A 23,998-nucleotide genomic window follows, 5' to 3' on the forward strand; every position below is an offset into this window, starting at 1 on the left:
AGATGTGTATAAGAGACAGGAGCAGGTGCGGGCAGGGGGATCGGAGCGGGCGCAGCAGGTGCCGGTGCAGCAGGTGCCGGTGCCACGGCCTTGCGGACGGGATCGGTCACGCCGCCGACGACCTTGCCGACCTCGCCGGCGACGCCCTGCGCGGTGCCACCGATGCCGTCGACGACGCTGCCGACGAGTCCGCGCTGCTCGGTCGGTGTGGCCGAGGTCGTCGCGGCGGAGGCCGGTCGTGCGCCGAGCAACAGGGACAGCAGCACGAGGGCGGCGAGGGTCCCGACGCCCAGCAGGACGATGCGGAGTGCGGCGCGCCAGGGTGCGCGCAACGGGTGGTCCATGCGCTCACCTCCTGATCTCGGCTGCGCACGTAGAGTGGTTGACCGGCAATGTACGCCGATCCGGTCCGGAACACACCCTGTTTCGGAAGAAATTCTCAGGAAGGGCCGTCCGTGGTCTCGATCTTCAACGCTCCGACCCGCAACCTGGACATCGTCACGCTGCACGAGATCCTGCGGCTCCGCCAGGACGTCTTCGTCGTCGAGCAGGAGGCCGCGTACGGCGACATCGACGGCCGTGACCTCGAGCCGGGCACCGTGCAGTTCTGGGCCGGCAACGGTTCGGTGGACGCGACGCTCCGCCTGCTCCGCGAGCCCGACGGCACCGAACGCATCGGCCGGGTCGCCACCGCGAAGCACGCCCGCGGCCAGGGGCTCGCCGTGCAGCTCATGGAGGCCGCGATCGCCGAGTCCCGCTCGCCGAGCATCGCCCTCGGCGCGCAGTCGCACCTTGAGCAGTGGTACGGCCGCTTCGGCTTCGTGCGCTCGGGGGACGAGTACCTGGAGGACCGCATCCCGCACATCCCGATGACCCGGAAGCGCTGACCCGGGGTTCCGCGCGTCAGGCCCGCCAGCGCCGCAGCTCGTCGAACGAGCGGCCCTGGGTCGCCCGGTCGGCGACGAGGCGTTCGAACACGATGTTCGTCTGCGTCGTCGCCACCGAGGGGTCGCCGCTGAGTTCGTCGGCGACGAAGTCCCGGAGCTGCTCGGTCGACTCGCACGCGATGTGCACGAGGAAGTCCTTGTCCCCCGCCAGGAACGACACGTCCTGCACGACGGGCACCCGGAGCAGGCGCTTGGCGAAGTCCCGCAGTTCGTGGCGGGCCGCGGCGTGCACCCGGACGGACACCATCGCCTCGATCGAGAACCCGAGCCGGGCGACGTCCACCTCGGCCCGGTAGCCGCGGATCACCCCGGCGTCCTCGAGCGCACGGACCCGTGCCAGGCAGGTCGACGGCGCGATGCCGACGGCGGCCGCGAGCCGGTTGTTCGGGATCCGGGCGTCGGCCGACAGGGTCCAGAGGATGCGCTCGTCGACCTCGTCGAGGCGCGGAACGGGGTCGGGGCGACGTGCGGGACGGTCGGACACGGCTCGACGCTACCGCGGCGGTGCGAGCAGGGCGCGGAGGGCGTCCTCGAGCGCGGCCGACACGACGGCGTCGTCAGCGGATGCCAGCGGTTCCACCGCGGTGGACTGACGGAGCATCGACATCCCGAGCACCACCGCCAGCGCGATCTCGGCGCGGACGAGCAGCTCCTCGGACCCCGCGCCGCCGACCGCGCCCGCGAGCCGTTCGGCGTACCGGCGCAGCGTCTCACGGCGGATGGCATCGGCGCCGTCGTCGCCGGAGGACCGGAGCAGGAGCATGAGCTGCAGGGAGTCGTCGTCGTTCGGGGCGCGCACGATGTGCGTGATGATGCCGGTCAGCGCCCGTTCGAGGCCCCGCTCGCTCGTCTCCTCGGCGCCCAGTGCGCGGACGACGCGGTCGAGGCAGGCGCGGAAGAGCCCCTCCTTCGAGCCGAAGTACCGGTTGATCAGGGCGACGTTCACCCCGGCGTCCCCGGCGATGTCGCGCACCGTCGTCCCGCGGTACCCGTCGAAGGCGAACCGACGCCGGGCGGCCTGCACGAGCAGCAGTCGGGTGGCCGCGGCGTCCTTGCTCATGGAGCGCAGCCTATCGGTCCTCACAGGGATGTAAGCAAGCGTTGACATGCTCTCCCGAACGCGTACGCTCGTCATGTCAGCAATTGTTTACATCGACGACACGGAGCACGATGACCGACACTCTGCAGAGCCCACGGACCGGCTCGCACCCCACCACCGACGGACGCCGGCCGAACAGCACGGCGATCATCGTCTACCTGTCACTCGGCGGCCTGTCCTTCGCGGTCCTGCAGTCGCTGGTCGCCCCGGCACTGTCCACCATCGGGCAGGACCTCGGCGCCTCCACCAGTGCGACGAGCTGGGTGCTCACCGCCTACCTGCTCTCCGCCTCGGTGCTCACGCCGATCCTCGGTCGCCTGGGCGACATGATCGGCAAGCGCAAGGTCCTGATCGTCGTGCTGTCGATCCTGCTCGTCGGCGCCGTGCTCGCCGCCCTCGCGCCGAACCTCGGCGTCCTGATCGTCGGGCGGGCGCTGCAGGGTGCCGCCGGAGCCGTGATGCCGCTGTCGATCGGCATCGTGCGTGACGAGCTGCCGAAGGAGAAGGTCAGCGTCACGATCGGCCTGCTGTCCGCGATCTTCGGCATCGGTGCCGGTGTCGGCATCGTCGCCGCCGGCCCCATCGTCGAGCACCTGTCCTGGCACTGGCTGTTCTGGCTCCCCGCCGTGCTCGTCGTCATCGCACTGCTCGGCGCGGTCTTCGGCATGCCGGAGTCGCCCGTGCGCAAGCCCGGCCGCCTGGACATGGTCGGCACGTTCGTCCTCGCGGTGTCGCTCGTCGCGATCCTGCTCGCCGTCAGCGAGGGCGAGACCTGGGGCTGGGGCGACGGCAAGACCATCGGCCTGCTGGTCCTCGGCGCCGTCGCACTGGTCGTGTTCGTCCTCGTCGAGCTCCGGGTCGCCGAGCCGCTCATCGACGTCCGGCTCTTCGCGGTCCGCGGGGTCTGGACCGCCCACGTCGTCGCACTCGTCTTCGGGTTCGCGATGTTCGGCACCTTCGTCCTCGTGCCGACGCTCCTGCAGCTCCCGACGGCGCTCGGCTACGGCTTCGGCAAGGACGTCACCCAGGCCGGTCTGTTCCTGCTGCCGACCGTCGTGATGATGGTCGTCGCCGGGCCCATCGCGGGCATCCTGGTGCGAAAGGTCGGCCCGAAGCCGCCGATGCTCATCGGCGGGTTCGCCATCGTCGCCGCGTTCCTGCTGCCGGCGATCGCACACGCCGAGCTGTGGCAGGTGGTGGCCTCCGGCGTCCTGACCGGCATCGGGATCGGCATGGCCCTCGCCGCCTGCTCGAACGCGATCATCGAGAGCGTCCCCGCGAACCAGACCGGTGAGGCCATCAGCGCCAACACGGTCGTCCGCACCATCGGCTCGAGCGTCGGCACCGCCGTCATCGCAGCGCTGATCACCTCGCACAGCACGCCGCAGGGGCTGCCGACGGACGACGCCTTCACGATCGGGTTCTGGGCGTGCACCGGTGTGGCGGTCGTGGCCGTGCTCGCCGCACTCGCCGCGCCGTCGATGCGCGCCCGCCGCGCAGCGGCCGCCGCACGTGGGATCGACGACCTCGAGGAGGTCAGCGAGTAGGGCCGTGGGCCCGACCACCCGGGAGGCCCGTCCGGCGTCGTCGACGCGGGGCGGGCCTCCCGTCCGTTGCACAACCTGGGAACGCACCGGGCGCACGCGAGCCAGCGTGACGATCATCGGACCAGCCGCGTCCCGTCAGGGGACGCGCACCGCCGCGCCCGGACAGGAGACCCCCATGAGCAGCACCGACCACGACGACACCACCGCTCCCGGACGGCCGTCGTTCCGCGACACGGTGACCGCCGGTCTCGTGCAGAAGGCCCTCGAGCCGGTGCTGCGCGCCGTGCGTGACGAGGTCGCCTCGGCTCGGCGCGAGATCGGCGAGCGCGCGAGCGGTGCGAAGACCGGGCTGGTGCTCACCGGGGTGGCCGTCGCGTTCGCCGTGACGACCCTGGTCGCGCTGGCGGGCTTCGCGGTGGCGCTGCTCGCCCTGGCGCTGCCGCTGTGGGCGGCGACCGGGATCACGTTCGTCGTGTTCGCGATCGTGACCGCGATCCTGTTCGTCGTCGGCCTGCGCGGGATCCGGCGGGGTGTGCCGCCAGTGGCGAAGGACACGATCCAGGCGGCGAAGCAGCGGGTGACGCACGCGGCGGACGCCTCGACGGACAGCGCCGCGCGCGACTGACGGACCCGACGGACCGGCTGCGCGCGACTGACCGGGCAGGCGGCTCCGCTACATGGCCAGGGTCATGCCGACCACGGCGACGGTCATCGCGAAGACCTCGCCGCTGCGGACGGCCCGCCGGTCCTCACGACCCCACTCGTACCGGAGCAGCCAGCCGCTGAACGCGCAGTAGCCGATCACGCCGGCGCCGAGCACCGCGGACAGTGCGATGCCGTGCCCGGCGTGGTCGCCGGCGACCCCCGTCGCGTGCCCCGTCAGCAGCATCCCCGCCATCACGACGGCGGAGAGCGCGCGGTGAACGTCCATCGGCTCCGCGCGGCGACCGTCGGGGCGGCGGCGACGCATCACGGGCAACGGCGCGAGCAGGAGCAGGAGGGTCGAGGCGAACAGGGTCCACACCGCTCCGGCGTCGACGACGGGCATGAGCATCGCGACGAGCATCACGCCCGCCGGCACGATCACGCCCGGACGCGGGCGGTAGCGGTCACCGACGATGCAGCACACGGACGCGAACTGCGGCACGACGAGCATGGCGTCGGCGACGGTCTCGTGCACGTGGGGTGTCCTCGGTGCGGCGGAGGAGAGCGGGTGGGGTCAGTCCTCGGCGCGGGCAGCGGCCTTGGCGGCGCGCTCCTGCTTCACGCGGGCGTTCTCGGCGTGCACGGCGGCCTGCGTCGCACGTTCGCGGACGAGCCACTCGGGCTTCTGCTCGAGCAGCGTCTTGATGTCCGCCGTCGTCAGCGCGTCGTCGATCCCCGCACGGCTCAGGCCGGAGATGGAGATGCCGAGCTTCTGCGCCACAACGGGTCGCGGGTGCGGGCCGTCGCGGCGGAGGTCCTCGAGCCAGGTCGGGGGTTCGGTCCGGAGCTCGTCGAAGGCGGTCCGCGTGAGGGGAGCGCTCTGGAAGGACTCCGGAGCGGCCGTCAGCAAGATGCCGAGCTTCTTCGCAGCCGTCTCGGGCTTCATGGTCTGTTCCTGCGCCATGAGGACAAGGGTACGGCCCCTATGCTCGTCTGCATGACCGCGGCTCTCACCATCGCCTTCGTGCCGGGGGTCTCCCCCGCAAAGTGGGCCCGTGTCTGGCGGGAACGCTTCCCCTCCATCGAGCTCCGGCTGCGGCCGATCGGTGCCGACGACGTCGACGACACGCTGGCCGGCGAGGCCGACATGGTCTTCGCACGCATGCCCGTGTCCGAGCAGCACAACGCCATCCCGCTCTGGACCGAGACGGCCGTCGTCGCGATGCCCAAGGACTCCCCCCTCGCCGAACTCGCCGAGGTCGACCTCGCCGACGCCGAGGTCCACGTGATCGACGCCGGCCCGGTGCCTGCCGACATCGACGGATCGCTCGACCTGGTCGAGGCGAACGTCGGCGTCGTCGTGCTCCCCCAGTCACTGTTCCGCGCCGCCAGCCGCAAGGACCTGGTGGGCCGTCCGCTCATGAACGCCGAGGGCACGCGCATCGCGCTGGTCTGGCGGGACGAGGACGCCACCGAGACCACCGAGGAGTTCATCGGCGTGGTGCGCGGGCGGACCGCCAACAGTTCGCGCCAGCCGGGAGGCACGGATCGCGACGACGACAACGGCTCGCGTCCGGCTCGTGGCGGTGCCAAGGCCGGGTCGGCTGCCAAGGGTGGGTCGAGTGGGTCGGGTGCGTCGGGGGCGTCGGGCTCCAGGGGCGGCTCCGCCGGCGCCGGCGCCGGCGCCGGCGGCAAGGCCAAGGCCAAGTCGCCCGGCAGCGGCAAGTCCGGCAGCGGCAAGAAGTCGAACACCGGCAAGGGGCCCACGCCCGGTCGCGGCAAGATGCGCGGCAAGCCGAGCCGGGGTTCCAAGGGCAACCGATGACGGACACGCGGCTGGTCGTGATGCCGGCCACACGTCTGCCGGCCTGGCTCGAGAGCACGATGGCCGAGTACGTCGAGTCACGGATGCAGGCGGGCGAGACCCGCGAGCAGGCCGAGGCGAACAAGCAGCAGTCACTCGACCGCTGGTTCCCGGGCGGCTCCCCCGCTGACGGACACCTGGTGTGGGACGTCACCGATCAGGACCACACCGTCATCGGGTACCTGTGGATCGGACCACTCACGCCGGGCAGCACCGATTGGTGGGTGTTCAACGTCGAGATCGACGAGGCGCACCGGCGCCGCGGGCACGCCCGTCGGGCGCTCGAACTCGGGCACCGTGCCGCCGCCGAGAACGGTGCGACGAGCATCGGGCTGAACGTGTTCGGCTACAACACGGGGGCGCAGGAGCTCTACGCGGCGCTCGGGTACCAGGTGACGTCGGCGCAGATGCGCAAAGCCCTGGTCTAGCGCAGGACGGCGGCTCGGGTCACCGCCCGGTCACAACACCCCGCGTGCATGGCCCCGAGCGGTCACGAAGTGTCGACTGGCCGCGCCCGGAACGACGCGTCGTGACCACTCGGCGGAGCCCAGCGGGGATTCGTGACCGTGCGCAGGTCCGCATCAGTGCAGGACCGCTGCGGCTGCGCGGGTCACCCTCGCGCCGCGCGCTTCCTCGGCTGCTGCGCGGGCCCGGGTGACGACGGCGGCGTCGGCACGCTCGGCGGATCCGTGGTCGAACGGCGGTTGCGGGTCGTACTCGATCTGCAACTGGATCGCCTCGGCCGCGGGCCGTCCGGCGAGCTCAGCCGCGAGCCACAGCGCCATGTCGATGCCCGCACTCACCCCGGCGGCGGTGACGACGGCGCCGTCCCGGGCGACCCGGACGTCCACCGGCTGCGCGCCGAAGGCTTCGAGCATCGGCTTCGAGGCCCAGTGGGTCGTCGCGCGTCTGCCGGCGAGCAGCCCGGCGGCGCCGAGCACGAAGGCGCCGGTACACACCGAGGTGATCCACGTCGCGTCCCGGGCCTGGCGCCGGACGAAGGCCACGACCGTGGGGTCCAGCATCGCGTCGAAGGCACCGTCGCCGCCGGGCACCACCAGAACGTCCGCAGCGCTCGCGTCGGTGATCGTCACGGTCGGGACGAGTGACAAGCCGCAGTCGCTCGGCACCGGGTCGAGCGTCGCCGCCACGTACTCCACGCGTGAGCCGGGCACGCGGCTGAGGACCTGCGCCGGACCGGTCAGGTCGAGCTGGGTCAGGTGCGGGAACAGCAGGAACGCGATCCGGATCTCATCGGCCATGCCGCGACCATAGTCCCGGCCCGCGCACCCCGCCCCTGCCGCTTCCTTCCGTCAGCTCCAGACCCCGGAGGTGCCGCGCCGGTGGCTGCCCATCAGGTGGGTGTCGACGATGCCGAGCGCTTCCATCAGGGCGTACATCGTCGTCGGTCCGACGAAGGCGTAGCCGCGCTTTCGCAGCGCCTTCGACAGGGCGAGGGATTCGTCCGACTTCGTCGGGACCTCGGCGGACGACCGCGGCTCGGGCGTGGACGCCGGCCGGAACGACCACACGAAGTCGGCGAGCCCGCCGTCCTGCCGCAGCGCGATCGTGGCGTTCGCGTTGGTGATCGTCGCGAGGATCTTCGCGCGGTTCCGGACGATCCCGGCGTCGGCCATCAGCCGTGCGACGTCGTCCTCGCCGAAGGCCGCGACGGTGTCGGCGTCGAAGTCGGCGAAGGCTGCACGGAACGCCGGTCGTTTCGCGAGGATCGTGCGCCACGACAGACCCGACTGGAACGCCTCGAGCGAGAGCCGCTCGAACACCCCGCGTTCGTCGCGGACGGGCATGCCCCACTCGGTGTCGTAGTACTCGCGCAGGAGCTCGTCCGACGACGCCCAGACCGGCCGGGCGAGGCCGTCGTCGCCGGTGACGAGGTCGGGCACGGGCGGGGCGTCGACGGGCTCGGTGCTCATGCGACCATCCTGGCGGGCGCCGCCGACAGCGCCTGGCTCACTCGGCGGGCGGGCCGTCCTGCGTCGCCTGCTCGTCCATCCACACGTACTCCCAGCGGTGTCCGTCCGGGTCGGTGAAGCTCCGCTGGTACATGAAGCCGAGGTCCATCTCCGGGCGGTCCTCGGTGCCGCCGGCGGCCACCGCGGCGTCGACGACGCGGTGCACTTCTTCCTTCGACGGGGCACTGAGCGAGTTGATGACCTCGATCGTGTCGGCGTCGGCGATCCGCTTGTCGGTGAACTCCGCGAACTTCGCGGTGGTCAGGATCATCACGTAGATGGCGTCACTCACCACCACGCACGCCGCGGTGTCGTCGCTGAAGGCCGGGTTGATCGAGTAGCCGAGCGCCTCGTAGAACGCCTTCGAGCGTTCGAGGTCGGCAACGGGCAGGTTGATGAAAACCATCGTGTCCATGGCGGTTCCTTTCGTCACGTTCAACCTGGACCCACCTGGATCAGCACGCAACCGTTTCGTGGGGGAACCAACCGGTACACAATATGCTGGTCCGATGCAGGCGTACGTCGATGAGTCGGAACCCGGTGGTGGACGGGACCACGCCGCGTACGTCCTCGCCGCGGTGATCATGCGGACCAATGGCGAGGACGAAGCCCGCGAGGCGATTCGACGGGCGACCCCTCGGCGGATGCGGAAGCTGCACTGGTACGAGGCGCTCGGAGAACAGCGCCTCTCATGGCTCGACCTCCTGCGGCATGCCGTCGCCATCGTCGTCATCCATTACACCGGTCGTCCGGCCCGGACGGAACGCCGTCGCAGGCGATGCCTGGGAGCGCCTCGCTTGGGAGCTCGATCAGCGCGGAGTCAGTCGCGTGGTCTTCGAGTCGCGCGGGCCGGCGCGGGACGCAGGTGATGCTTCGATGATGGACTCTCTCCGCGCTCGGGGCCTCGGCGCCGAGTTGCAGTACGAACACGTCCGAGGCGGCTTGGAGCCGCTGTTGTCACTCGCCGACATCGCCTGCGGGATGCACGTGCACGGCGCCGAGAGCGAGCACGTGCGAGTGGAGGTCGTGCGGGCCGAATGACCGCCCGGGCAGCGCAAAACCCCGGTCCCGCGCTGGCTGCAGGATACTCCGGGGCTCACTTTCGAACGAGCAGCACCCGATCGACATATCAATGCTACCCGCCATGCAAGGCTCCGGTCAAGGCGTCCGCCGCCCAGGCTGGAAACGACGAAGTCGCTGTCGTCCGACAGCGACTTCGTCGTTCCACGTCAGGCCGGGACGCCCGACCCGGGCGCCTCAGGCCAGTTCGCGCCCTTCGCCCGCGGCACGCTGGTCCGCCTCGGCTTCGGCCTGGCCGATGATGTCCTCGGCGGGCACCGGGTTCAGGCGGTCCCAGAGGAAGAACAGGCCACCGCCGACGAGCAGCGAGATCCCGACCCACAGGTTGATGTGGATCCCGCCGGTCTTCTCGGGGTCGGTGTTCCAGTGCACGATCCCGACGATGGTCGTGATCACGCCGTAGAGCACGAACAGGCCGCCGAGGATGCGGCGCAGGTCGAGTCGGCGGGTGGAGCGGACCAGGGCAGCCTTCTGCTCCTCGGTCATCGCGCCGGGGGTGGTGGTGTCACTCATGAGAAGTGGTCTCCTTCGCGGATCAGAGGAACGGGAGGTACAGGACGACGCAGAGCACGAGCGCGACGGTGCCGAGCAGGGCGGGCGAGCGGTACCAGGCGGTGTCCGTCGCGACCGAGTCGCCGTGCAGGTCGATCTTGCCGACTCCGTAGACGAGCCCGCCGAGCTCCTTCTCGTCCTTCGGCTTGGTGAGCATCGAGACGACGAAGCCGACGACGAGCACGGTGACGAACGAGATGATCGCGCCGTACAGGGTCTCAGCGGTGGCGGTGGCGAACAGGTCCGGGTTGACCAGGTAGGCGATCCAGGTGATCGTCGGGGTCACGATGCCGAGCACGTAGCCCCACAGCGCACCCTGCGTCGTCATGCGCTTCCAGAGCAGGCCGAGGATGAACACGGCGAACAGCGGTGCGTTGAAGAACGAGAACAGCGTCTGCATGTACGTCATGATGTTCGACGCCTGGGCCGCGATGAACGCGGTTGCGATGCCGACCACGACGCCGACCACTGTGACCCAGCGACCGGTCTTCAGGTAGTGCAGGTCGGGCATGTTCGGGCGGATGTAGCGCTGCCAGATGTCGTAGGTGAAGACGGTGTTGAACGACGAGACGTTCGCCGCCATGCCGGCCATGAAGGACGCCAGCAGACCGGTCACCGCGATGCCGAGCACGCCGGTCGGCAGGTACATCTGGATGAGCTTCGGGATCGCGTCGTTGTAGGTCAGCGTTCCGTCTGCGAACTGGTTGCCCACGACGGCCGCGGCGATGAGGCCGGGGATCACGACGATGGCCGGGATGAAGAGCTTCGGGATCGCGGCGATGAGCGGGGTGCGCCGGGCCGCCGACATGTTCTTCGCCGAGAACGCGCGCTGCACCTCGGTGAAGTTCGTGGTCCAGTAGCCGAACCCGAGCACGAAGCCCAGGCCGAGCACGATGGCGAGCCAGTTGGCGCCGATCGGGTTGGTGACGTCACCGAAACCGGTGCCGGCCCAGGCCTGCAGGTGCTGCACGCCCTGGGTCTCGGTGATGGCCTTCGACAGGCCGTCCCAGCCGCCGACGCGGTGCAGACCGACGATCGTCAGCGGGATGAGGCCCGCGATGATCACGAAGAACTGCATGACCTCGTTGTAGATCGCGCTCGAGAGCCCGCCGAGGGTGATGTAGACGAGCACGAAGCCGGCGGAGACGATGATCGCCAGCCACTCCGGCCAGCCGAGCATGGCCTCGATGACGATGGCCATCGCGTAGAGGTTGATGCCCGCGATGAGCACGTTCGACACCGCGAACGCGATCGCGTTCACCAGGTGCGGCGCCTTGCCGAAGCGGCGCAGCATGAACTCCGGCACGGAACGGACCTTCGAGCCGTAGTAGAACGGCATCATCACGAGGCCGAGGAACACCATCGCGGGCACGGCGCCGACGAGGTAGTAGTGCAGGGTGGCCATGCCGATCTGGGCACCGTTGGCCGCCATGCCGAGGATCTCGGTGGCACCGAGGTTCGCGGACACGAACGCCAGGCCCGTGATCCACGCCGGCATCGAGCGGCCGGACAGGAAGAAGTCCATGCTCGTCCGGACCTGCTTGCGGGCGGTGAACCCGATCCCGATGACGACCGCGAAGTACACGATGATCATCAGGTAGTCGACCCAGCCCAAGTCGAGCCGGATCCCTTCGTTCGCTGCAGCGAGAACCATTCACATCTCCACGTCAGTGTGTTGCAGTCGACAACTCTGCCGACCCGGACGGAGACGTTACACCGGTTTGTGACCGTTCACATAGCCAGCACATGCATCGTCCGAGCCGCGCAACGCTCCCCCGGTTCGCTACGCTCGGCCCATGACCGACGCGTCGCGCATCCTCGTCCTCAACGGCCCGAACCTCGACATCCTCGGGCGCCGCGACCCGGAGCAGTACGGCACCGTGACGCTCGCCGAGATCGAGGCGATCGTGCACACCGAGGCAGCCGTGCACGGGCTCGAGGCCGACTTCCGCCAGACGAACCGCGAGGGCGAGCTCGTGGAGTGGCTGCACGAGGCGCTCGACGACTTCGCCGCGGTCGTCATCAACCCCGCTGCCTACGCGCACACCTCGGTCGCGCTGCACGACGCGGTGGAGGCCCTGTGGGTCCCCGTCGTCGAGGTGCACCTGTCGAACACGTGGAAGCGCGAGCCGTTCCGCCACGTCGACCACGTCGCCACCGCCGCGACGGCGGTCATCGCCGGCGCGGGCGCCGACGGCTACCGCCTGGCGGTCGCGCACGTCGCGTCCCTGCTCGGCTGAGCAACAGGCGGACGGGAGGCCCGTGGCGGACCCGCCACGGGCCTCCCGTCCGACACCCGACGCGCCCCGGACCGCCTTCGCCTACGGGATGACGACGAGCTTGCCGACGGTGTGCCCGCGTTCCGCGGCCGTGTGCGCGGCCCGCGCCTCGTCGAGCCGGTACCGGCGCTCGACGTGCAGCGAGAAGCCCGGCAGGGCTGCGGCCTCGACGAAGCCGTCGCGCGGATCGGTGGAGCGGTTCGCGCCCGTCGAGACGCGCGCGCCGAGCCCGGGGGCGGTGAAGTCCGAGATCGAGATCACCTGCCGGGGATCGCCGACGAGCGCGACGAGGTCACGGATGGCCCCGGCGCCGGAGAGGTCCAGCGCGCCGTCGATCCCGCTCGGCGCCACCGCGCGCACCCGCTCGACCAGTCCGGGCCCGTACGTGACCGGGACCGCTCCGAGGCCCTCGAGGTACGCGTGGTTCCGCTCGCTCGCCGTCCCGACCACCTGCAGCCCGCGAGCCCGGGCCAGCTGCACGAGCGCCGAACCGACGCCACCTGACGCGCCGCTGAGCAGGAGCGTGCCGTGCTCGAGGCCGATCTCGGTGAGGAGCCGGTTCGCCGTCTCGACCGCGACGCCCCATCCGCCGGCGTCGGCGGCGTCCACACCGGCGGGGACCAGCGCCCACCGGGTCAGCACGGCCTGCTGGGCGAGCGTGTCCCGTCCGGTGCCGAAGACGGTGTCGCCCGGCACGACGTCGGTCACGTCGGTGCCGACCTCGACGACGGTCCCGGCCGCGTCGAACCCCGTGCCGGACGGTGCGGCGAGCGCTGCACCCGCGGCCATCGCCCCGGAGCGGATCTTGGTGTCCAGCTGGTTGATGCCGGCACCGGCGACGTCGATGACGACCTCGGCGGGCCCGGGGCGAGGCACGCCGACGTCCACGACCTCGAGGACGTCCGGTGACCCGTACGCGGTGAACTGCACTGCCTGCATGGTGTCTCCCTGGTGCTTCGTCGGCGGCGTCAGCGGGCGGGCGTGAAGTGGACGGCCTGCAGCCACCGGTCGAGCGTCCAGGTGTCCGGCGCGATGCGGCGGACCTGGTCGAGGTCGGCCTGGTAGGCGGGCGTCTCGGCGAACCACCGGAACATGGCCTGCATGTCGTCCTGCCCGTCCATCACGGCCAGGGGCAGCGCCTCGTACCGGGCGGGCATGCCGGTGTGCTCGGCGAAGGCCGCGGCGATCTCGCTGCCGGTACGGGCGTCGCCGGCGATCTCGATCGTGGCCGGGACGGCGTCCGGATCGAGCAGTGCCGTGGCGGCCACGGCGCCGACGTCGCGCGCCGCGATCATCTGGAGCACGACGTCGTCGGGGAACGGCAGGCGGAGGACCAGGGTGCCGTCCTCGGTCGTCGGCGCGAACCAGCGGAAGTTGTCCATGAAGAACACCGGACGCACGATCGTGGTGACCAGCCCCAGGGCGACCAGGTGCTCCTCGACGCGGTACTTCGAGTCGAAGTGCGGCACGTGGGAGTCGCGCTCAGCACCGCCGACCGAGCTGAAGACGACGCGGGGCACGCGTGCCGCCGCAGCGGCGTCGGCCAGTGCGATGCCCTGGGCGGTCTCCCCAGCGGTGTCGGCGTCCTGCATGCCCCCGGGTGGCGTGGTCATGAACCAGAAGGCGTCGACGCCCTCGAGCGCAGCGGCGAGCGAGGCGGCATCAGCGACGTCGACACGGGCGAGCTCGACCCCGCGTTCGGCGAGCGCGGCGGCCTTCTCGGAACCGGTGTCGCGGATGAGTGCGCGCACGGTGGCGCCGCGTGCCAGCAGCGCGTCGGTGACGGCACCGCCCTGGCTCCCGGTGGCGGCGAAGACGGCGATGGTGGGGGTGGATCCTGTCGTCATGGTTGACTCCTTCGTGTTCGATCGTCGGGTAGAAGCTAAGCCGACTAATGATTATTCCGGAAGGACTCGGATGGACTCCCCAGGCAGCCCCGAGCGCCCTGCGACCCCGATCAGCTCGCTGATCCCCGCGGTGGCCAAGGCACACCGGAAGCTCGCCGGCTCGTTGCTGCAGGCCGTCGGTCTCGCCGCCGGCCAGGAGTTCGTGCTGATGGAGCTGTGGAGGGAAGCCCCGCTGTCACAGGCGGACCTGACGCGTCGGTTGTCCGTGGAGCCACCGACCACGGCGAAGGCGCTCGCGCGGCTCGAGAAGCTCGGACTCGTGAACCGCGAGCGCTCGACGGCGGACCGTCGGATCGTCCTCGTGTCACTCACCGCCGCCGGCCGCGCGCTCGAGGAGCCCGTCGCGGCCGTCTGGGACTCCCTGGAAGCGCAGACGACAGCAGGCCTGACAGCGAGCGAGCAGGACGTGCTCCGGGGCCTGCTGACCCGACTCGGCGACACCCTGGCCGCCGAGCCCTCCCCTGACCGCAGCTAGGCCGCGTCCGTCGTCTGCGTCGCCGGCATCTCGGCCAGCAGCTCCCGCACGCGCGGCACCACGGTACCGCCGTAGAGCTCGACGGAGCGCAGGCGGGCGCGCATCGACTGGGCCCCCGAGGTGTAGATCATGTCGAACCGACCGACGCCCATCGCGTGCACGGTCCGGGCGATCTTCCGGGCCACGGTCTCGGCGGACCCGATGTACATCGAGCCGGACCGTACCTCGTGGTCGAACTCGGCCCGCGTCACCGGCGGCCACCCGCGCAGCGCTCCGATCCGGTCGCGGACGACCTTGTAGTGCGGGTACCACGCCTCGAGCGCTTCCTCGTCGGTGTCGGCCACGAACCCGGGTGAGTGCATGCCGACGGGGTGGGCGGTCGTCCCGAACTCCTCCGTGGCACGGCGGTACAGGTCCAGGAACGGCAGGAAGCGCTCCGGCTGCCCGCCGATGACGGCGAGCATCAGGGGGAAGCCGTACTGGGCGGTGCGCACCACGGACTGCGGTGACCCGCCGACGCCGACCCAGGTCCGGAGCCCGTGCTCGGTCTTCGGGAACACGTCTGCGTCGACGAGTGGCGCACGGGTCGTGCCCGACCAGGTGACGGGTGTCTCGCGCAGCAACCGGGCGAACAGTTCGATCTTCTCCTCGAACAGCACCTCGTAGTCGGTCATGTCGTAGCCGAAGAGCGGGAACGACTCGGTGAAGGACCCGCGACCGAGGATCACCTCGGCCCGTCCGTTCGACAGCGCGTCCACCGTCGCGAAGCGCTGGAACACACGGACCGGATCGTCAGAGCTCAGCACCGTGACGCCCGAGCTGAGACGGATGCGCTCGGTCGCCGTCGCCAGGCCGGCCAGGACGGTCTCGGGCGAGGAGACCGAGTACTCCGGCCGGTGGTGCTCGCCCACCGCGAAGACGTCGACGCCGAGCTGGTCCGCCAGGACCGCCTCGTCGACGAGCTGCCGGATCGACCTCGCGTGACCCACCTGGGCGCCGTGGTCATCGGTGGGGACGTCCCCGAACGTGTCGAGGCCGAAGGTGATGTCGGACATGGTGGCCCTCATTTCATTGACGTGTCAATCATGTAATTGACGCGTCAATCATCTGCGGATATGGTCGGCTTGTCAACGATGGAGGCACCGTGCACGGAACCGACGAGCACCGACCCGGACGGCGATCACCGAACGCGGACGAACTGGCGACCTGGCGCGCCTACGTCGAGGCGTCGGAGCGCGTCCGGCGCACACTGTCGACGGCGTTCCTGGACACCTCGGGGATCTCCCCCGGGGACTACTCGGTGATGCTCGCCCTGAGCGAGGCCGAGGACCGCACCCTGCGGTCGTCGGACCTGGCGACGGGGATCGGGTGGGAGCGCAGCCGCCTGTCGCACCACCTCAAACGCATGGAGGAACGCGGGCTCGTGCTCCGGGGACGGGTCGGCGGTGACGCTCGCGGCGCCGCCGTCACCCTGACCGGCACCGGGGCGAGCGTCTTCCGCAGTTCGTCCGCCGCGCACCTCCGGCTGGTCCGCCAGGTGTTCGTCGACGCGTTCACACCCGACCAGCTCGAGACCATGCGAGCACTCACGGCCACCCTGCACCACCACCTCGACCAGCGGGACGCCGACGCCGATCGCCCCGACGACCACGACTGAACCACCGCGCACCACGCTCACCACGCTCACCAACAGGAAGACACCCCATGCTCATCGCACTCTGGATCATCTCCGGCCTCCTCGCCTTCGCCTTCCTCGGCGCCGGCGTCCTGAAGCTCGTCCGCCCCCGATCGGCGCTGATCGACGGCGGGATGCCCTGGGCCGCAGACTTCTCCCCCGCCGCGATCAAGCTGATCGCGGCCCTCGAGGTCGTCGGCGCCCTGGGCCTCGTCCTGCCGCTGCTCACCTCGACCGCTCAGGTCCTCACCCCGATCGCCGCTGTCGGGCTCGCCGTGCTGATGATCGGGGCGGTCGTCGTGCACGCCCGGCGACACGAACCCGTCGTGCCGCCGCTCGTCCTGGCCGTCCTCTCCGTCGCCGCGGCCGTGCTCGGCTTCACGACGGTGGCCGGATGACGGGCGCACCGCGGACGGACTCCTCACAGGCGCACGACGGCGACGACTCAGGCCACCCCGACGACCTGGACGGCACCGCCGTGCAGGAGCACGCGATGGAGGTCGCGGCCGGTCTGCCAGCGGTGACCCACGAGCACCCCTTCGGCCCCGACTGGGAGGTCTTCAAGGTGGTCGGCAAGGTGTTCCTGCTGGTCACCGAGGTCCCGGGAGAGCCCGTCGTGGTCCTCAAGGCCGAGCCGGAGCACTCCGAGGCCCTGCGACAGGAGCGGGACACCGTCACGCCCGGCTACCACATGAACAAGGAGCACTGGATCACGCTCCACGGCGGGGCCGGCGTCACCGAGGCGTTCGTCGGCGACCTCGTCCGCAACTCGTACGAGCTCGTCGTCGAGACCCTGCCGCAGGCGCGACGGCCCGTCCGCAGCGGACGACGTCACCGACCGGACTGAGCGGACCGCGGGTCAGAAGTCCGCGGGACGGGGCACGTCGGCGACCCCGGCGGTGGCGAAGCCCCCGCGGATGAGCGGCACGGCCCTACGGACGGCCTGGTCGATGCGGAGCTCCAGGTCCACGCTCGCGATGTCGTACCCACCCTCGCGCTTGGTGAAGTCCCGCTCGTTGCCGAAGACCCCGAGCGGCAGGGTCGTGGACTGGAAGAACCCGAACAGCGGGCGCATCTGGTGCTCGACGAGCAAGGCGTGCCGGTCGCTGCCACCGGTGGCGGTCAGGAGCACCGGGGTGTCGACGAGGTCGTACTGCCCGACCCAGTCGAAGAACAGCTTGAAGGCGCCGGAGTAGGCCGCCCGGAAGGCCGGGCTGCCGACGACGAGCACGTCCGCGGCCTCCACCGTCTCGAGGGCCCGGCGGGTGCGGTCGGACATCGTCTCGCGACCCGAGGCCGCTCCGAGGTCGGCGAGCAGCGGGCCGATCTCGATCGTCTCGGTCCGGGCGCCGTCGATCTCCTCGGCCAACCGGGCCACCGTCGCCGCGACCAGGGTCGAGGTCCGCGAGGGGTCCGATGGGCTGCCACTGACGCCGACGACCAGTTCTCCGCTCATGCGGTCGATGCTCACACGCTGCCGGGGCGGGCGGCACGTTCGTGACGACATGTGTCGGGTGCCAGTCGGTCCGGGTAGCGTCCGCGCCATGCAGACCTTCCTGCCGTACGCCGACTTCCGGGCATCCGCCGAGGTCCTCGACGACCGGCGGCTCGGCAAGCAGCGGGTCGAGACCCTGCAGGTGATGCGCGCACTGACGCTCCCCGACTACGGCTGGCAGCACCACCCGGTGACGGCGATGTGGCGCGGCTACCGCCCGGCGTTGATGGCCTACCAGGAGGCCACGTGCCGCGTCTGGGCCGAGCGCGGGTACGCCGACACGTGCCTCGAGAAGACCCTGCTCGACCTGGGCCGTGTGCCGGAGGACCTGGCGGCGTACGAGCGCGGTGACGTGCCGATCCCGCCGTGGAACGACGACGAGGCCCTGCACGTCTCGCACCGCTCGAAGCTCGTGCAGAAGGCGCCGGAGCACTACCGGGAGCTGTTCCCCGACGTGCCGGACGACCTGGACTACGTCTGGCCGGGGACCCCGGCACCGGCGACGCACACCGCCTGATCGTCAGGCGACCGGGATCCAGCGACCACCCTCGCGCCGGGTGACGACGTCGGAGCGGATCTCGACCACGTCCTGCAGCCCGTCGACCGCGACGTCGCGGACGGCCGCGGCGACACGGTCGTCCTCGGCCTCGAAGCGCACGACCGCGCACGGGACGCCACGGAGCAGGCGGACGTCCTCGGCCTCGACCACGGCGTGTTCGCGCACGAGGGCGGCCGCGGCGGGCAGGACGGCGTCCGGTGCGGTGCCGGTCGCGAGGGCACCGATCGCCAGGGTCACGCGGTACGAGGGCATGCGACGACGCTACCGGGGAACCGGAACCCGCCGTGGGCTGCAGGGGAACCGACGCCGCTCAGGGGTGCGGACGTCGACCCACGGCGGGATCGCGGTGTACGGCGGGACACGACGACAGGGGGAACGTCGCGCCCCGCGCCGGACGTCGATCAGGGGGTCGACATCCGGTCTGGGTCCACCGCGCGGCTCGGTTCAGGGGAACCGCACGGTGGTGGACCTCAAGGGTGTTCGGTGTCCTCTCGGTACCGGTCCGTCTCGGTCGGTGCGGGCATCGACCGGGGGGCGGCGGCTGGCCGGACCATCGGGAGCAGGGCACTCCCGGCGGTCGCGAGCGCTCCGACCACGGCGATGAGCCCGAGCGGGGCCGTGCCGAGGTCGTGCTGCGCTGCCAGGGCGAGCGCGACGAGGGTGGCCGGCGCCGGCAGGAGCTGCACCGCTCGGAAGCGGTCGTCCCGTCGGGTCCTGGTCATCATCGCGTTTGCCATGACGACACTCTGACGCAGATCGGTTGTCCGCAGAAGGGGGGACACGTACCCAGAGATGGAGTAGAACGTCTAGTACACCTCAGCCGAGGTCACGGACGGTCGCCACGGCGTCGGCCACCGCTCCGACGACGACCCGGACGTCGTCGGCCGTCAGCGAGGCGTCGAACGTCAGGCGCAGCGCGGTCCGGGCCACGTCCTCGGGGACCCCGAGCGCCGTGAGCACGTGCGAGGCCTCGGTGCTGCCCGCCGCGCAGGCACTGCCCGACGACGACACGACGTCGCGCTGCTCGAGCTCGAGCAGGACGGTCTCGCCGTTGACACCCGGGAAGCAGAACGACGCGTGCCCGGGCAGTCGGTGCTCCCGCGATCCGGTGACGAATGCACCGGGGACCGCGGCGAGCACGCCGTCGAGCACCGCGTCGCGCACGGTGGTCGCCGTGCCCTCCCCCGACCGCACCGTCTCCGCCGCCAGCCCGAGGGCGGTCGCCACCGCCACGGCACCGGCCACGTCCTCGGTGCCGGACCGCCGCCCCCGCTCCTGTCCCCCGCCGTGCAGCAGCGGCTCGAGCGGGACGCCGGAGCGCACGGCGAGCACGCCGGTGCCCTTCGGGGCGCCGAGCTTGTGCCCGGACAACGACAGCGCGTCGACGCCCAGGGGCCCGAGACCGATCGGCAGCCAGGGCGCGGACTGCACGGCGTCGGTGTGGAAGCGCGCCCCGACCTCGTGCGCCACCGCGGCGAGCGCCGGCACGTCCTGCACGGTGCCGATCTCGTTGTCGGCGTGCGCGATCGAGACGAGCGTGGTGTCCGAGCGAAGGGCCGCACGCAGCACCGCCGGGTCGACGCGGCCGTCCGGTCCGACGGGCAGCACGGTGACGTCGAAGTCGTGGAAGCGGGCGAGGTACGCGCAGCTCTCCAGCACCGCCTCGTGCTCGATGGCGCTCGTGACGACGTGCCGACCGCGGGGAGCGGCGAGGGCGATCCCCTTGATCGCGGTGTTCGCCCCCTCGGTGCCGCCGGTGGTGAAGACGACCTCGGCGGGCCGGCACCCGAGCACCCCGGCGACGGCGGCCCGTGCGGCGGTGAGACCCCGCGCGGCCTCGTCCCCGAACCCGTGCGTCGACGAGGGGTTGCCGAACACCCCCGTCAGGTACGGCCACATCACCTCGAGCACCTCGCGGCGGACCGGGGTGGTGGCGGCGCGGTCCAGGTAGAACACGGTCAGTCCCGCACGGGAACCGCGACGTGCTCCGTCGGCACCGCGACGTCGATGTCGAGCCCGAGGTCGAGCGCCCGCGCCGAGTGGGTCAGCGCCCCGACCGAGATGACGTCGACGCCGGTGGCCGCGATCGCCGCGACGGTGTCGAGCGACACTCCGCCCGAGGCCTCGACGAGCGCGCGTCCGGCGACGATGCCGACCCCGGTCACGAGTTCGTCCGTGGTGAAGTTGTCGAGCATGATCGTGTCGACCCCGGCCGCGACGACGGGTTCGATCTGGTCGATGCGGTCCACCTCGACCTCCACGTGCACGGTGTGTCCGAGACGCACGCGGGCCTGGGCGATCGCGTCGCCGATGCCGATGCCGCCGGCCAGGAGCACCGCCAGGTGGTTGTCCTTGGCCAGCACGGCGTCGGAGAGCGAGGTGCGGTGGTTGTGTCCGCCGCCGCACCGGACGGCGTACCGCTCGAGCGCACGGAGGCCCGGCGTCGTCTTCCGGGTGTCGACGATCCGCGCAGCGGTGCCCGCGGCGGCCGCGACGTGGGCGGCGGTGGCCGTCGCGATGCCCGACATCCGCTGGACCAGGTTGAGGGCGACCCGTTCGGCCCGCAGCACGGCCCGCGCCGACCCGGTCACGGTCGCGAGGACGTCGCCGGCCGCGAAGTGCGTGCCGTCGGCGACGTGCACGACCGCATCGACCGCCGGGTCGACGGCGTGCATCACGGCGACGAAGACCCCACCGCCGCTCAGCACGCCGGGCTCGCGCGCGCCGAGGGTCGCGGTCGCGGTCGCCTCGGCGGGGATCAGGGTCTCGCTGGTGACGTCGCCCCAGGGCGCGTCCTCCTCGAGCGCGGTCTCGATCACGCGACGCAGCGCGTGCGGCGGGATGGTGCCGGGGTCGGTGGTCATGCGGGTACCTCCTGCGGGAAGACTGCGGAGCCGTCGGCACGTTCGTCCGTGTGCTCGTCGGGGTGTGCGTCGGTGTGGTCGACGACCCAGGCGTACGAGGCCGGGGCGGCGGGGTCGGTGTCGGGGTGGTCGGTGCGGGCGTGCGCCCCGCGGGACTCGGTGCGGGTTGCAGCGGCGAGCGCGACGAGTCGTGCCAGGTCGAGCAGCGCGCGGTCCTCGTGCTCACGCACGCCGCCGCCGGTCGGCGCGGTCAGCGCGTCGAGGTCGCGGCGTGCGCTCGCAAGCCCGACGGCGTCACGGAGCAGCCCGACACGGTCCGTCATGACGGACTGGACCGCCAGCCGGACGGCACCGACGTCGTCGAGGTGGGTCGCGCCTCCAGGCAGGGTCGGACTGGGCCCACGCCTGCCGGTTCCGGCGCGCTGCGGAGCCTGCGGAGCGGCGTGACGGCCGAGCAGGTGGGGAGAGGCACGGATCGCGTCGGCCGCTCGGGGCACGCTGGTCACGTGGAGACCGGCGTCCCCGCGCAGGCGGAGCAGGCCGGGTCGCGGTGCGGCGACCGCGTCCGCTGCGCGGACCGCGAAGACGAGTCCCTCGAGCAGGGAGTTCGAGGCGAGCCGGTTGGCGCCGTGCACCCCGGTGCAGGCGGCTTCGCCGACGGCGAGCAGTCCGGGCAGGCTGGTGCGGCCCTCGGCGTCGGTGGCGATGCCGCCCATCGAGTAGTGCGCGGCCGGTGCGACGGGGACGCCTTCGCGGGTCCAGTCGAACCCGGCGGCGCGGGTGGCCCGGGTGAGTCCGGGGAACCGCGAGACCAGGAACCCGGCGTCGAGACCGGTGGCGTCGAGGAGCACGGGCGCGCCGCCCTGGTCGCGCACCGCGGCGGCGATCCCACGGGCGACGACGTCACGCGGGGCGAGCTCGGCGTCCGGGTGCGCGTCGGTCATGAAGCGGTGCCCGGCGGCGTCGCGGAGCACGGCACCCTCGCCACGGACGGCCTCGGAGACCAGTCCCCCGTCGGGGACTGCGAGTCGGGTCGGGTGGAACTGGACGAACTCCAGGTCGGCGAGGACGGCGCCGGCGCGCCAGGCGGCGGCGACCCCGTCGCCCGTCGCGACCAGGGGGTTCGTCGTCTCGCGGTACAGGTGTCCGGCTCCCCCGGACGCGATGACGACGGCGTCCGCGTCGAGCCGGCGGGGTTCTCCGAGCAGGTCGAGGACGTCGAGGCCGACCACCGCTCCGCCGCGGACGACCAGGTCGGTCAGGCTCGTGCGCTCCAGGATCGTGACGTGCCGTCGGTGCAGTGCCGCGATGAGGGTGCGTTCGATGGCGGCCCCGGTCGCGTCACCGTCCGCGTGCACGACGCGCCACCGGCCGTGCGCGGCCTCGCGACCGCGGGCGAGGTCGTCGCCGTACCGGTCCAGTGACGCCGGGTCCGACGAGCGGTCGAAGGGCACCCCGAGCGCGAGCAGGTCGCGGACGCGGGCCGGGCCGTCGGTGCACAGGACCTCGACGGCCCGGGCGTCGGCACTGCCGGCCGCGGCGACGTGCGTGTCGGCCTGGTGCAGCGTCGCGGAGTCGTCGGCGCCGAGCGCCACCGCGATGCCGCCCTGGGCGTACGCGGTGGCGCTGTCGGCGAGTGCCCCCTTCGTCACCAGGGTGACGTCGTGCAGGGCACTCGCACGGATCGCTGCGGTCAGGCCGGCGATGCCGGACCCGACGATGACGACGTGCACGGTGGTCTCCCTCGTTCGGTCGGGTCCGCGTCTCAGCCGCGCGGCTTCGCGGCGAGCATGCGCTCGAGTGCCACCTTGGCGTCGGCCTGCACGTCGGCGGGGACGACGATCTCGTTGAGGACCTCGCCGCGGACGAGTGCCTCGAGCACCCAGGCGAGGTAGCCCGGGTGGATCCGGTACATCGTCGAGCAGGGGCAGACGACCGGGTCGAGGCAGAAGATCGTGTGCTGCGGGTACTCGGCGGCGAGCCGGTTCACCATGTTGATCTCGGTGCCGATCGCGAAGGTGGTCGGCTCGGTGGCCGCGGCGACGGTCTTCCGGATCAGGTCGGTGCTGCCGGCGTGGTCGGCGGCGTCGACCACGGCCATCGGGCACTCCGGGTGCACGATGACCTGCACGCCCGGGTGCTCGCGGCGTGCCTGGTCGATCTGGTCGACCGTGAAGCGGCGGTGCACCGAGCAGAAGCCGTGCCAGAGGATGACCTTGGCCGCTTCGAGGTCACTCGTCTCGTTGCCGCCGAGGGGCTTCCGGGGGTTCCACATCGGCATCAGGTCGGTGCTGATGCCCATCGCCTTCGCGGTGTTGCGGCCGAGGTGCTGGTCGGGGAAGAACAGGACGCGCTGCCCGCGCTCGAAGGCCCACTCGAGCACCGTCGCGGCGTTCGACGAGGTGCAGACGATGCCACCGTTGCGACCACAGAAGGCCTTGAGGTCGGCGGCGGAGTTCATGTAGGTGACCGGGATCACGGGGACGCGGCCGTCGGCGTCGGGCTCGGTGCCGTACACCGCCGTCAGCTCCGCCCACGCGGCCTCGACGCTGTCGATGTCGGCCATGTCGGCCATCGAGCACCCGGCCGCCAGGTTCGGCAGGATCACGCGCTGGTCGTCGCGCGCCAGGATGTCGGCCGTCTCGGCCATGAAGTGCACACCGCAGAACACGATCGCCTCGGCGTCGGGCTTCGTCAGGGCGGCGTTCGCGAGCTGGAACGAGTCGCCCAGGAAGTCCGCGTGCCGGACGACCTCGTCGCGCTGGTAGAAGTGCCCGAGGACGACGACCCGGTCGCCGAGGGTGGCCTTCGCCCGCTCGATGCGCTCGTGGAGCTCGTCGGTCGGGGCAGTCTTGTACTCGTCGGGCAGCACACCCTGGCGCGGGGCGCTCGTCGGGATGACGTCGGACATCGACGACCCCGGGCCGTACCCGGGGCGCGAGTCGAAGTCCCACGTCGGCACCGCGAGGTCGGGCGTGCAGGTGCTGCCGCCGGCCCGGCCGTTGGAGATGAGTTCGATCGTCGTGGCGATGGACAC

Annotated in this window: 31 protein-coding genes and 1 pseudogene; 12 read left to right on the forward strand and 20 right to left on the reverse strand. The window is 71.6% G+C overall.

Annotated features, from left to right (window positions below):
* A pseudogene (locus DEJ30_RS14715) lies at positions 1 to 344 on the reverse strand (hypothetical protein); the annotation flags it as partial.
* Between the two features lie 111 nt (positions 345 to 455).
* Here DEJ30_RS14715 and DEJ30_RS14720 point away from each other — a divergent pair.
* Positions 456 to 887 carry a GNAT family N-acetyltransferase gene (locus DEJ30_RS14720; protein WP_110862456.1) on the forward strand — a complete coding sequence of 144 codons (432 nt, stop codon included), beginning with the start codon at positions 456 to 458 and terminating at the stop codon, positions 885 to 887.
* Between the two features lie 16 nt (positions 888 to 903).
* On the opposite strand, the gene DEJ30_RS14725 is transcribed toward DEJ30_RS14720, so the two are convergent.
* Together DEJ30_RS14725 and DEJ30_RS14730 are read right to left on the reverse strand one after the other, a co-directional pair.
* Positions 904 to 1,431 (reverse strand): Lrp/AsnC family transcriptional regulator, encoded by a 528-nt coding sequence (locus tag DEJ30_RS14725; RefSeq protein ID WP_110862457.1) that lies wholly within the window; start codon positions 1,429 to 1,431, stop codon positions 904 to 906.
* A gap of 9 nt (positions 1,432 to 1,440) precedes the next feature.
* Positions 1,441 to 2,007 carry a TetR/AcrR family transcriptional regulator gene (locus tag DEJ30_RS14730; RefSeq protein WP_110862458.1) on the reverse strand — a complete coding sequence of 189 codons (567 nt, stop codon included), beginning with the start codon at positions 2,005 to 2,007 and terminating at the stop codon, positions 1,441 to 1,443.
* 110 nt (positions 2,008 to 2,117) lie between these two features.
* Between DEJ30_RS14730 and DEJ30_RS14735 the strand changes: the two genes are divergently transcribed.
* Both DEJ30_RS14735 and DEJ30_RS14740 read left to right on the forward strand, forming a co-directional pair.
* Positions 2,118 to 3,593 (forward strand): MFS transporter, encoded by a 1,476-nt coding sequence (locus DEJ30_RS14735; RefSeq protein WP_110862459.1) that lies wholly within the window; start codon positions 2,118 to 2,120, stop codon positions 3,591 to 3,593.
* Between the two features lie 175 nt (positions 3,594 to 3,768).
* The gene (locus tag DEJ30_RS14740; RefSeq protein ID WP_110862460.1) at positions 3,769 to 4,218 is read left to right on the forward strand and encodes a phage holin family protein; all 450 of its coding nucleotides are present in this window, start codon (positions 3,769 to 3,771) and stop codon (positions 4,216 to 4,218) included.
* 48 nt (positions 4,219 to 4,266) lie between these two features.
* Here DEJ30_RS14740 and DEJ30_RS14745 read toward each other — a convergent pair whose 3' ends face one another.
* Both DEJ30_RS14745 and DEJ30_RS14750 read right to left on the reverse strand, forming a co-directional pair.
* Positions 4,267 to 4,773: a hypothetical protein gene (locus tag DEJ30_RS14745; RefSeq protein WP_110862461.1), complete on the reverse strand. Its 507-nt coding sequence runs from the start codon at positions 4,771 to 4,773 to the stop codon at positions 4,267 to 4,269.
* A gap of 39 nt (positions 4,774 to 4,812) precedes the next feature.
* Positions 4,813 to 5,202, reverse strand: coding sequence for a DUF5997 family protein (locus DEJ30_RS14750; RefSeq protein ID WP_017888549.1), 390 nt, complete (start codon positions 5,200 to 5,202; stop codon positions 4,813 to 4,815).
* A 33-nt stretch (positions 5,203 to 5,235) separates the two neighbouring features.
* Here DEJ30_RS14750 and DEJ30_RS14755 point away from each other — a divergent pair, with 33 nt between their 5' ends.
* Both DEJ30_RS14755 and DEJ30_RS14760 read left to right on the forward strand, forming a co-directional pair.
* Entirely contained in the window at positions 5,236 to 6,063 is an 828-nt protein-coding gene (locus tag DEJ30_RS14755; protein ID WP_181420158.1) for a LysR family transcriptional regulator substrate-binding protein, read from the forward strand.
* On the forward strand, positions 6,060 to 6,530 hold the full coding sequence (locus DEJ30_RS14760) for a GNAT family N-acetyltransferase (protein WP_110862463.1): 471 nt from the start codon (positions 6,060 to 6,062) through the stop codon (positions 6,528 to 6,530). The genes DEJ30_RS14755 and DEJ30_RS14760 overlap by 4 nt, the downstream gene beginning before the upstream one ends.
* 153 nt (positions 6,531 to 6,683) lie before the next feature.
* Here DEJ30_RS14760 and DEJ30_RS14765 read toward each other — a convergent pair whose 3' ends face one another.
* Genes DEJ30_RS14765 through DEJ30_RS14775 form a run of 3 tightly spaced genes read right to left on the reverse strand, consistent with a single transcriptional unit; the run spans position 6,684 to position 8,490 of the window.
* The gene (locus DEJ30_RS14765; RefSeq protein WP_110862464.1) at positions 6,684 to 7,364 is read right to left on the reverse strand and encodes a DJ-1/PfpI family protein; all 681 of its coding nucleotides are present in this window, start codon (positions 7,362 to 7,364) and stop codon (positions 6,684 to 6,686) included.
* A gap of 51 nt (positions 7,365 to 7,415) precedes the next feature.
* Complete coding sequence (locus tag DEJ30_RS14770; protein WP_110862465.1) at positions 7,416 to 8,036, reverse strand: DNA-3-methyladenine glycosylase I; 621 nt, start codon at positions 8,034 to 8,036, stop codon at positions 7,416 to 7,418.
* A 37-nt stretch (positions 8,037 to 8,073) separates the two neighbouring features.
* Complete coding sequence (locus tag DEJ30_RS14775; RefSeq protein ID WP_110862466.1) at positions 8,074 to 8,490, reverse strand: VOC family protein; 417 nt, start codon at positions 8,488 to 8,490, stop codon at positions 8,074 to 8,076.
* A 464-nt stretch (positions 8,491 to 8,954) separates the two neighbouring features.
* Here DEJ30_RS14775 and DEJ30_RS18290 point away from each other — a divergent pair, with 464 nt between their 5' ends.
* Positions 8,955 to 9,116 (forward strand): hypothetical protein, encoded by a 162-nt coding sequence (locus tag DEJ30_RS18290; protein WP_181420159.1) that lies wholly within the window; start codon positions 8,955 to 8,957, stop codon positions 9,114 to 9,116.
* 216 nt (positions 9,117 to 9,332) lie between these two features.
* Here the strand turns inward: DEJ30_RS18290 and DEJ30_RS14785 are convergent, their stop codons facing one another.
* Complete coding sequence (locus tag DEJ30_RS14785) at positions 9,333 to 9,668, reverse strand: hypothetical protein (protein WP_110862468.1); 336 nt, start codon at positions 9,666 to 9,668, stop codon at positions 9,333 to 9,335.
* Positions 9,669 to 9,690: 22 nt separating this feature from the next.
* A complete protein-coding gene (locus DEJ30_RS14790; protein WP_071405106.1) occupies positions 9,691 to 11,361 on the reverse strand; it encodes a sodium:solute symporter family protein in 1,671 nt (556 codons plus the stop codon).
* 142 nt (positions 11,362 to 11,503) lie between these two features.
* On the opposite strand from DEJ30_RS14790, the gene aroQ reads away from it, so the two are divergent.
* Positions 11,504 to 11,947, forward strand: a complete 444-nt coding sequence (aroQ, locus tag DEJ30_RS14795; protein ID WP_027466301.1) for a type II 3-dehydroquinate dehydratase — start codon at positions 11,504 to 11,506, stop codon at positions 11,945 to 11,947.
* 81 nt (positions 11,948 to 12,028) lie between these two features.
* Here the strand turns inward: aroQ and DEJ30_RS14800 are convergent, their stop codons facing one another.
* Entirely contained in the window at positions 12,029 to 12,925 is an 897-nt protein-coding gene (locus DEJ30_RS14800; RefSeq protein ID WP_110862469.1) for an NADP-dependent oxidoreductase, read from the reverse strand.
* 29 nt (positions 12,926 to 12,954) lie between these two features.
* On the reverse strand, positions 12,955 to 13,833 hold the full coding sequence (locus DEJ30_RS14805; RefSeq protein ID WP_110862470.1) for an NmrA/HSCARG family protein: 879 nt from the start codon (positions 13,831 to 13,833) through the stop codon (positions 12,955 to 12,957).
* A gap of 70 nt (positions 13,834 to 13,903) precedes the next feature.
* On the opposite strand from DEJ30_RS14805, the gene DEJ30_RS17945 reads away from it, so the two are divergent.
* Positions 13,904 to 14,368 (forward strand): MarR family winged helix-turn-helix transcriptional regulator, encoded by a 465-nt coding sequence (locus DEJ30_RS17945; RefSeq protein ID WP_181420160.1) that lies wholly within the window; start codon positions 13,904 to 13,906, stop codon positions 14,366 to 14,368.
* Here DEJ30_RS17945 and DEJ30_RS14815 read toward each other — a convergent pair.
* On the reverse strand, positions 14,365 to 15,423 hold the full coding sequence (locus tag DEJ30_RS14815) for an LLM class flavin-dependent oxidoreductase (RefSeq protein ID WP_110862471.1): 1,059 nt from the start codon (positions 15,421 to 15,423) through the stop codon (positions 14,365 to 14,367). The genes DEJ30_RS17945 and DEJ30_RS14815 overlap by 4 nt on opposite strands.
* Before the next feature lie 89 nt (positions 15,424 to 15,512).
* On the opposite strand from DEJ30_RS14815, the gene DEJ30_RS14820 reads away from it, so the two are divergent.
* Genes DEJ30_RS14820 through DEJ30_RS14830 form a run of 3 tightly spaced genes read left to right on the forward strand, consistent with a single transcriptional unit; the run spans position 15,513 to position 16,890 of the window.
* Positions 15,513 to 16,025: a MarR family winged helix-turn-helix transcriptional regulator gene (locus DEJ30_RS14820; RefSeq protein ID WP_110862472.1), complete on the forward strand. Its 513-nt coding sequence runs from the start codon at positions 15,513 to 15,515 to the stop codon at positions 16,023 to 16,025.
* 47 nt (positions 16,026 to 16,072) lie between these two features.
* Positions 16,073 to 16,441 carry a DoxX family protein gene (locus tag DEJ30_RS14825; protein WP_110862473.1) on the forward strand — a complete coding sequence of 123 codons (369 nt, stop codon included), beginning with the start codon at positions 16,073 to 16,075 and terminating at the stop codon, positions 16,439 to 16,441.
* The gene (locus DEJ30_RS14830; RefSeq protein WP_258369973.1) at positions 16,438 to 16,890 is read left to right on the forward strand and encodes an MmcQ/YjbR family DNA-binding protein; all 453 of its coding nucleotides are present in this window, start codon (positions 16,438 to 16,440) and stop codon (positions 16,888 to 16,890) included. Before DEJ30_RS14825 ends, DEJ30_RS14830 begins: the two co-directional genes overlap by 4 nt.
* A gap of 12 nt (positions 16,891 to 16,902) precedes the next feature.
* Here the strand turns inward: DEJ30_RS14830 and DEJ30_RS14835 are convergent, their stop codons facing one another.
* Positions 16,903 to 17,499 carry an NAD(P)H-dependent oxidoreductase gene (locus DEJ30_RS14835; protein WP_110862516.1) on the reverse strand — a complete coding sequence of 199 codons (597 nt, stop codon included), beginning with the start codon at positions 17,497 to 17,499 and terminating at the stop codon, positions 16,903 to 16,905.
* A gap of 88 nt (positions 17,500 to 17,587) precedes the next feature.
* Between DEJ30_RS14835 and DEJ30_RS14840 the strand changes: the two genes are divergently transcribed.
* Positions 17,588 to 18,055 (forward strand): MSMEG_6728 family protein, encoded by a 468-nt coding sequence (locus DEJ30_RS14840; protein WP_110862474.1) that lies wholly within the window; start codon positions 17,588 to 17,590, stop codon positions 18,053 to 18,055.
* Between the two features lie 3 nt (positions 18,056 to 18,058).
* Here the strand turns inward: DEJ30_RS14840 and DEJ30_RS14845 are convergent, their stop codons facing one another.
* The 6 genes from DEJ30_RS14845 to nadA form a co-directional block, all read right to left on the reverse strand.
* Positions 18,059 to 18,349 (reverse strand): hypothetical protein, encoded by a 291-nt coding sequence (locus tag DEJ30_RS14845; protein ID WP_110862475.1) that lies wholly within the window; start codon positions 18,347 to 18,349, stop codon positions 18,059 to 18,061.
* A gap of 218 nt (positions 18,350 to 18,567) precedes the next feature.
* Positions 18,568 to 18,834, reverse strand: coding sequence for a hypothetical protein (locus DEJ30_RS14850; protein WP_146238609.1), 267 nt, complete (start codon positions 18,832 to 18,834; stop codon positions 18,568 to 18,570).
* 79 nt (positions 18,835 to 18,913) lie between these two features.
* Positions 18,914 to 20,053, reverse strand: coding sequence for a cysteine desulfurase family protein (locus tag DEJ30_RS14855; protein ID WP_110862477.1), 1,140 nt, complete (start codon positions 20,051 to 20,053; stop codon positions 18,914 to 18,916).
* A 2-nt stretch (positions 20,054 to 20,055) separates the two neighbouring features.
* Positions 20,056 to 20,961 carry a carboxylating nicotinate-nucleotide diphosphorylase gene (gene nadC, locus DEJ30_RS14860; RefSeq protein ID WP_110862478.1) on the reverse strand — a complete coding sequence of 302 codons (906 nt, stop codon included), beginning with the start codon at positions 20,959 to 20,961 and terminating at the stop codon, positions 20,056 to 20,058.
* Positions 20,958 to 22,694, reverse strand: a complete 1,737-nt coding sequence (locus DEJ30_RS14865) for an L-aspartate oxidase (RefSeq protein WP_110862479.1) — start codon at positions 22,692 to 22,694, stop codon at positions 20,958 to 20,960. The genes nadC and DEJ30_RS14865 overlap by 4 nt, the downstream gene beginning before the upstream one ends.
* Before the next feature lie 32 nt (positions 22,695 to 22,726).
* Positions 22,727 to 23,998, reverse strand: a complete 1,272-nt coding sequence (nadA, locus tag DEJ30_RS14870) for a quinolinate synthase NadA (RefSeq protein ID WP_110862480.1) — start codon at positions 23,996 to 23,998, stop codon at positions 22,727 to 22,729.

The sequence above is a fragment of the Curtobacterium sp. MCPF17_003 genome (assembly GCF_003224385.1).
GTDB classification, from domain to species: domain Bacteria; phylum Actinomycetota; class Actinomycetes; order Actinomycetales; family Microbacteriaceae; genus Curtobacterium; species Curtobacterium flaccumfaciens.

Excerpts from the sequence above, each read along its gene's own strand:
- DEJ30_RS14730 (WP_110862458.1), bottom strand. The coding sequence starts at position 2,007 with ATGAGCAAGGACGCCGCGGCCACCCGACTGCTGCTCGTGCAGGCCGCC.
- DEJ30_RS14735 (WP_110862459.1), top strand. The coding sequence starts at position 2,118 with ATGACCGACACTCTGCAGAGCCCACGGACCGGCTCGCACCCCACCACC.
- DEJ30_RS14740 (WP_110862460.1), top strand. The coding sequence starts at position 3,769 with ATGAGCAGCACCGACCACGACGACACCACCGCTCCCGGACGGCCGTCG.
- DEJ30_RS14750 (WP_017888549.1), bottom strand. The coding sequence starts at position 5,202 with ATGGCGCAGGAACAGACCATGAAGCCCGAGACGGCTGCGAAGAAGCTC.
- DEJ30_RS14755 (WP_181420158.1), top strand. The coding sequence starts at position 5,236 with ATGACCGCGGCTCTCACCATCGCCTTCGTGCCGGGGGTCTCCCCCGCA.
- DEJ30_RS14760 (WP_110862463.1), top strand. The coding sequence starts at position 6,060 with ATGACGGACACGCGGCTGGTCGTGATGCCGGCCACACGTCTGCCGGCC.
- DEJ30_RS14765 (WP_110862464.1), bottom strand. The coding sequence starts at position 7,364 with ATGGCCGATGAGATCCGGATCGCGTTCCTGCTGTTCCCGCACCTGACC.
- DEJ30_RS14770 (WP_110862465.1), bottom strand. The coding sequence starts at position 8,036 with ATGAGCACCGAGCCCGTCGACGCCCCGCCCGTGCCCGACCTCGTCACC.
- DEJ30_RS14775 (WP_110862466.1), bottom strand. The coding sequence starts at position 8,490 with ATGGACACGATGGTTTTCATCAACCTGCCCGTTGCCGACCTCGAACGC.
- DEJ30_RS18290 (WP_181420159.1), top strand. The coding sequence starts at position 8,955 with ATGGACTCTCTCCGCGCTCGGGGCCTCGGCGCCGAGTTGCAGTACGAA.
- DEJ30_RS14785 (WP_110862468.1), bottom strand. The coding sequence starts at position 9,668 with ATGAGTGACACCACCACCCCCGGCGCGATGACCGAGGAGCAGAAGGCT.
- DEJ30_RS14790 (WP_071405106.1), bottom strand. The coding sequence starts at position 11,361 with ATGGTTCTCGCTGCAGCGAACGAAGGGATCCGGCTCGACTTGGGCTGG.
- aroQ (WP_027466301.1), top strand. The coding sequence starts at position 11,504 with ATGACCGACGCGTCGCGCATCCTCGTCCTCAACGGCCCGAACCTCGAC.
- DEJ30_RS14800 (WP_110862469.1), bottom strand. The coding sequence starts at position 12,925 with ATGCAGGCAGTGCAGTTCACCGCGTACGGGTCACCGGACGTCCTCGAG.
- DEJ30_RS14805 (WP_110862470.1), bottom strand. The coding sequence starts at position 13,833 with ATGACGACAGGATCCACCCCCACCATCGCCGTCTTCGCCGCCACCGGG.
- DEJ30_RS17945 (WP_181420160.1), top strand. The coding sequence starts at position 13,904 with ATGGACTCCCCAGGCAGCCCCGAGCGCCCTGCGACCCCGATCAGCTCG.
- DEJ30_RS14815 (WP_110862471.1), bottom strand. The coding sequence starts at position 15,423 with ATGTCCGACATCACCTTCGGCCTCGACACGTTCGGGGACGTCCCCACC.
- DEJ30_RS14825 (WP_110862473.1), top strand. The coding sequence starts at position 16,073 with ATGCTCATCGCACTCTGGATCATCTCCGGCCTCCTCGCCTTCGCCTTC.
- DEJ30_RS14830 (WP_258369973.1), top strand. The coding sequence starts at position 16,438 with ATGACGGGCGCACCGCGGACGGACTCCTCACAGGCGCACGACGGCGAC.
- DEJ30_RS14835 (WP_110862516.1), bottom strand. The coding sequence starts at position 17,499 with ATGAGCGGAGAACTGGTCGTCGGCGTCAGTGGCAGCCCATCGGACCCC.
- DEJ30_RS14840 (WP_110862474.1), top strand. The coding sequence starts at position 17,588 with ATGCAGACCTTCCTGCCGTACGCCGACTTCCGGGCATCCGCCGAGGTC.
- DEJ30_RS14845 (WP_110862475.1), bottom strand. The coding sequence starts at position 18,349 with ATGCCCTCGTACCGCGTGACCCTGGCGATCGGTGCCCTCGCGACCGGC.
- DEJ30_RS14850 (WP_146238609.1), bottom strand. The coding sequence starts at position 18,834 with ATGGCAAACGCGATGATGACCAGGACCCGACGGGACGACCGCTTCCGA.
- nadC (WP_110862478.1), bottom strand. The coding sequence starts at position 20,961 with ATGACCACCGACCCCGGCACCATCCCGCCGCACGCGCTGCGTCGCGTG.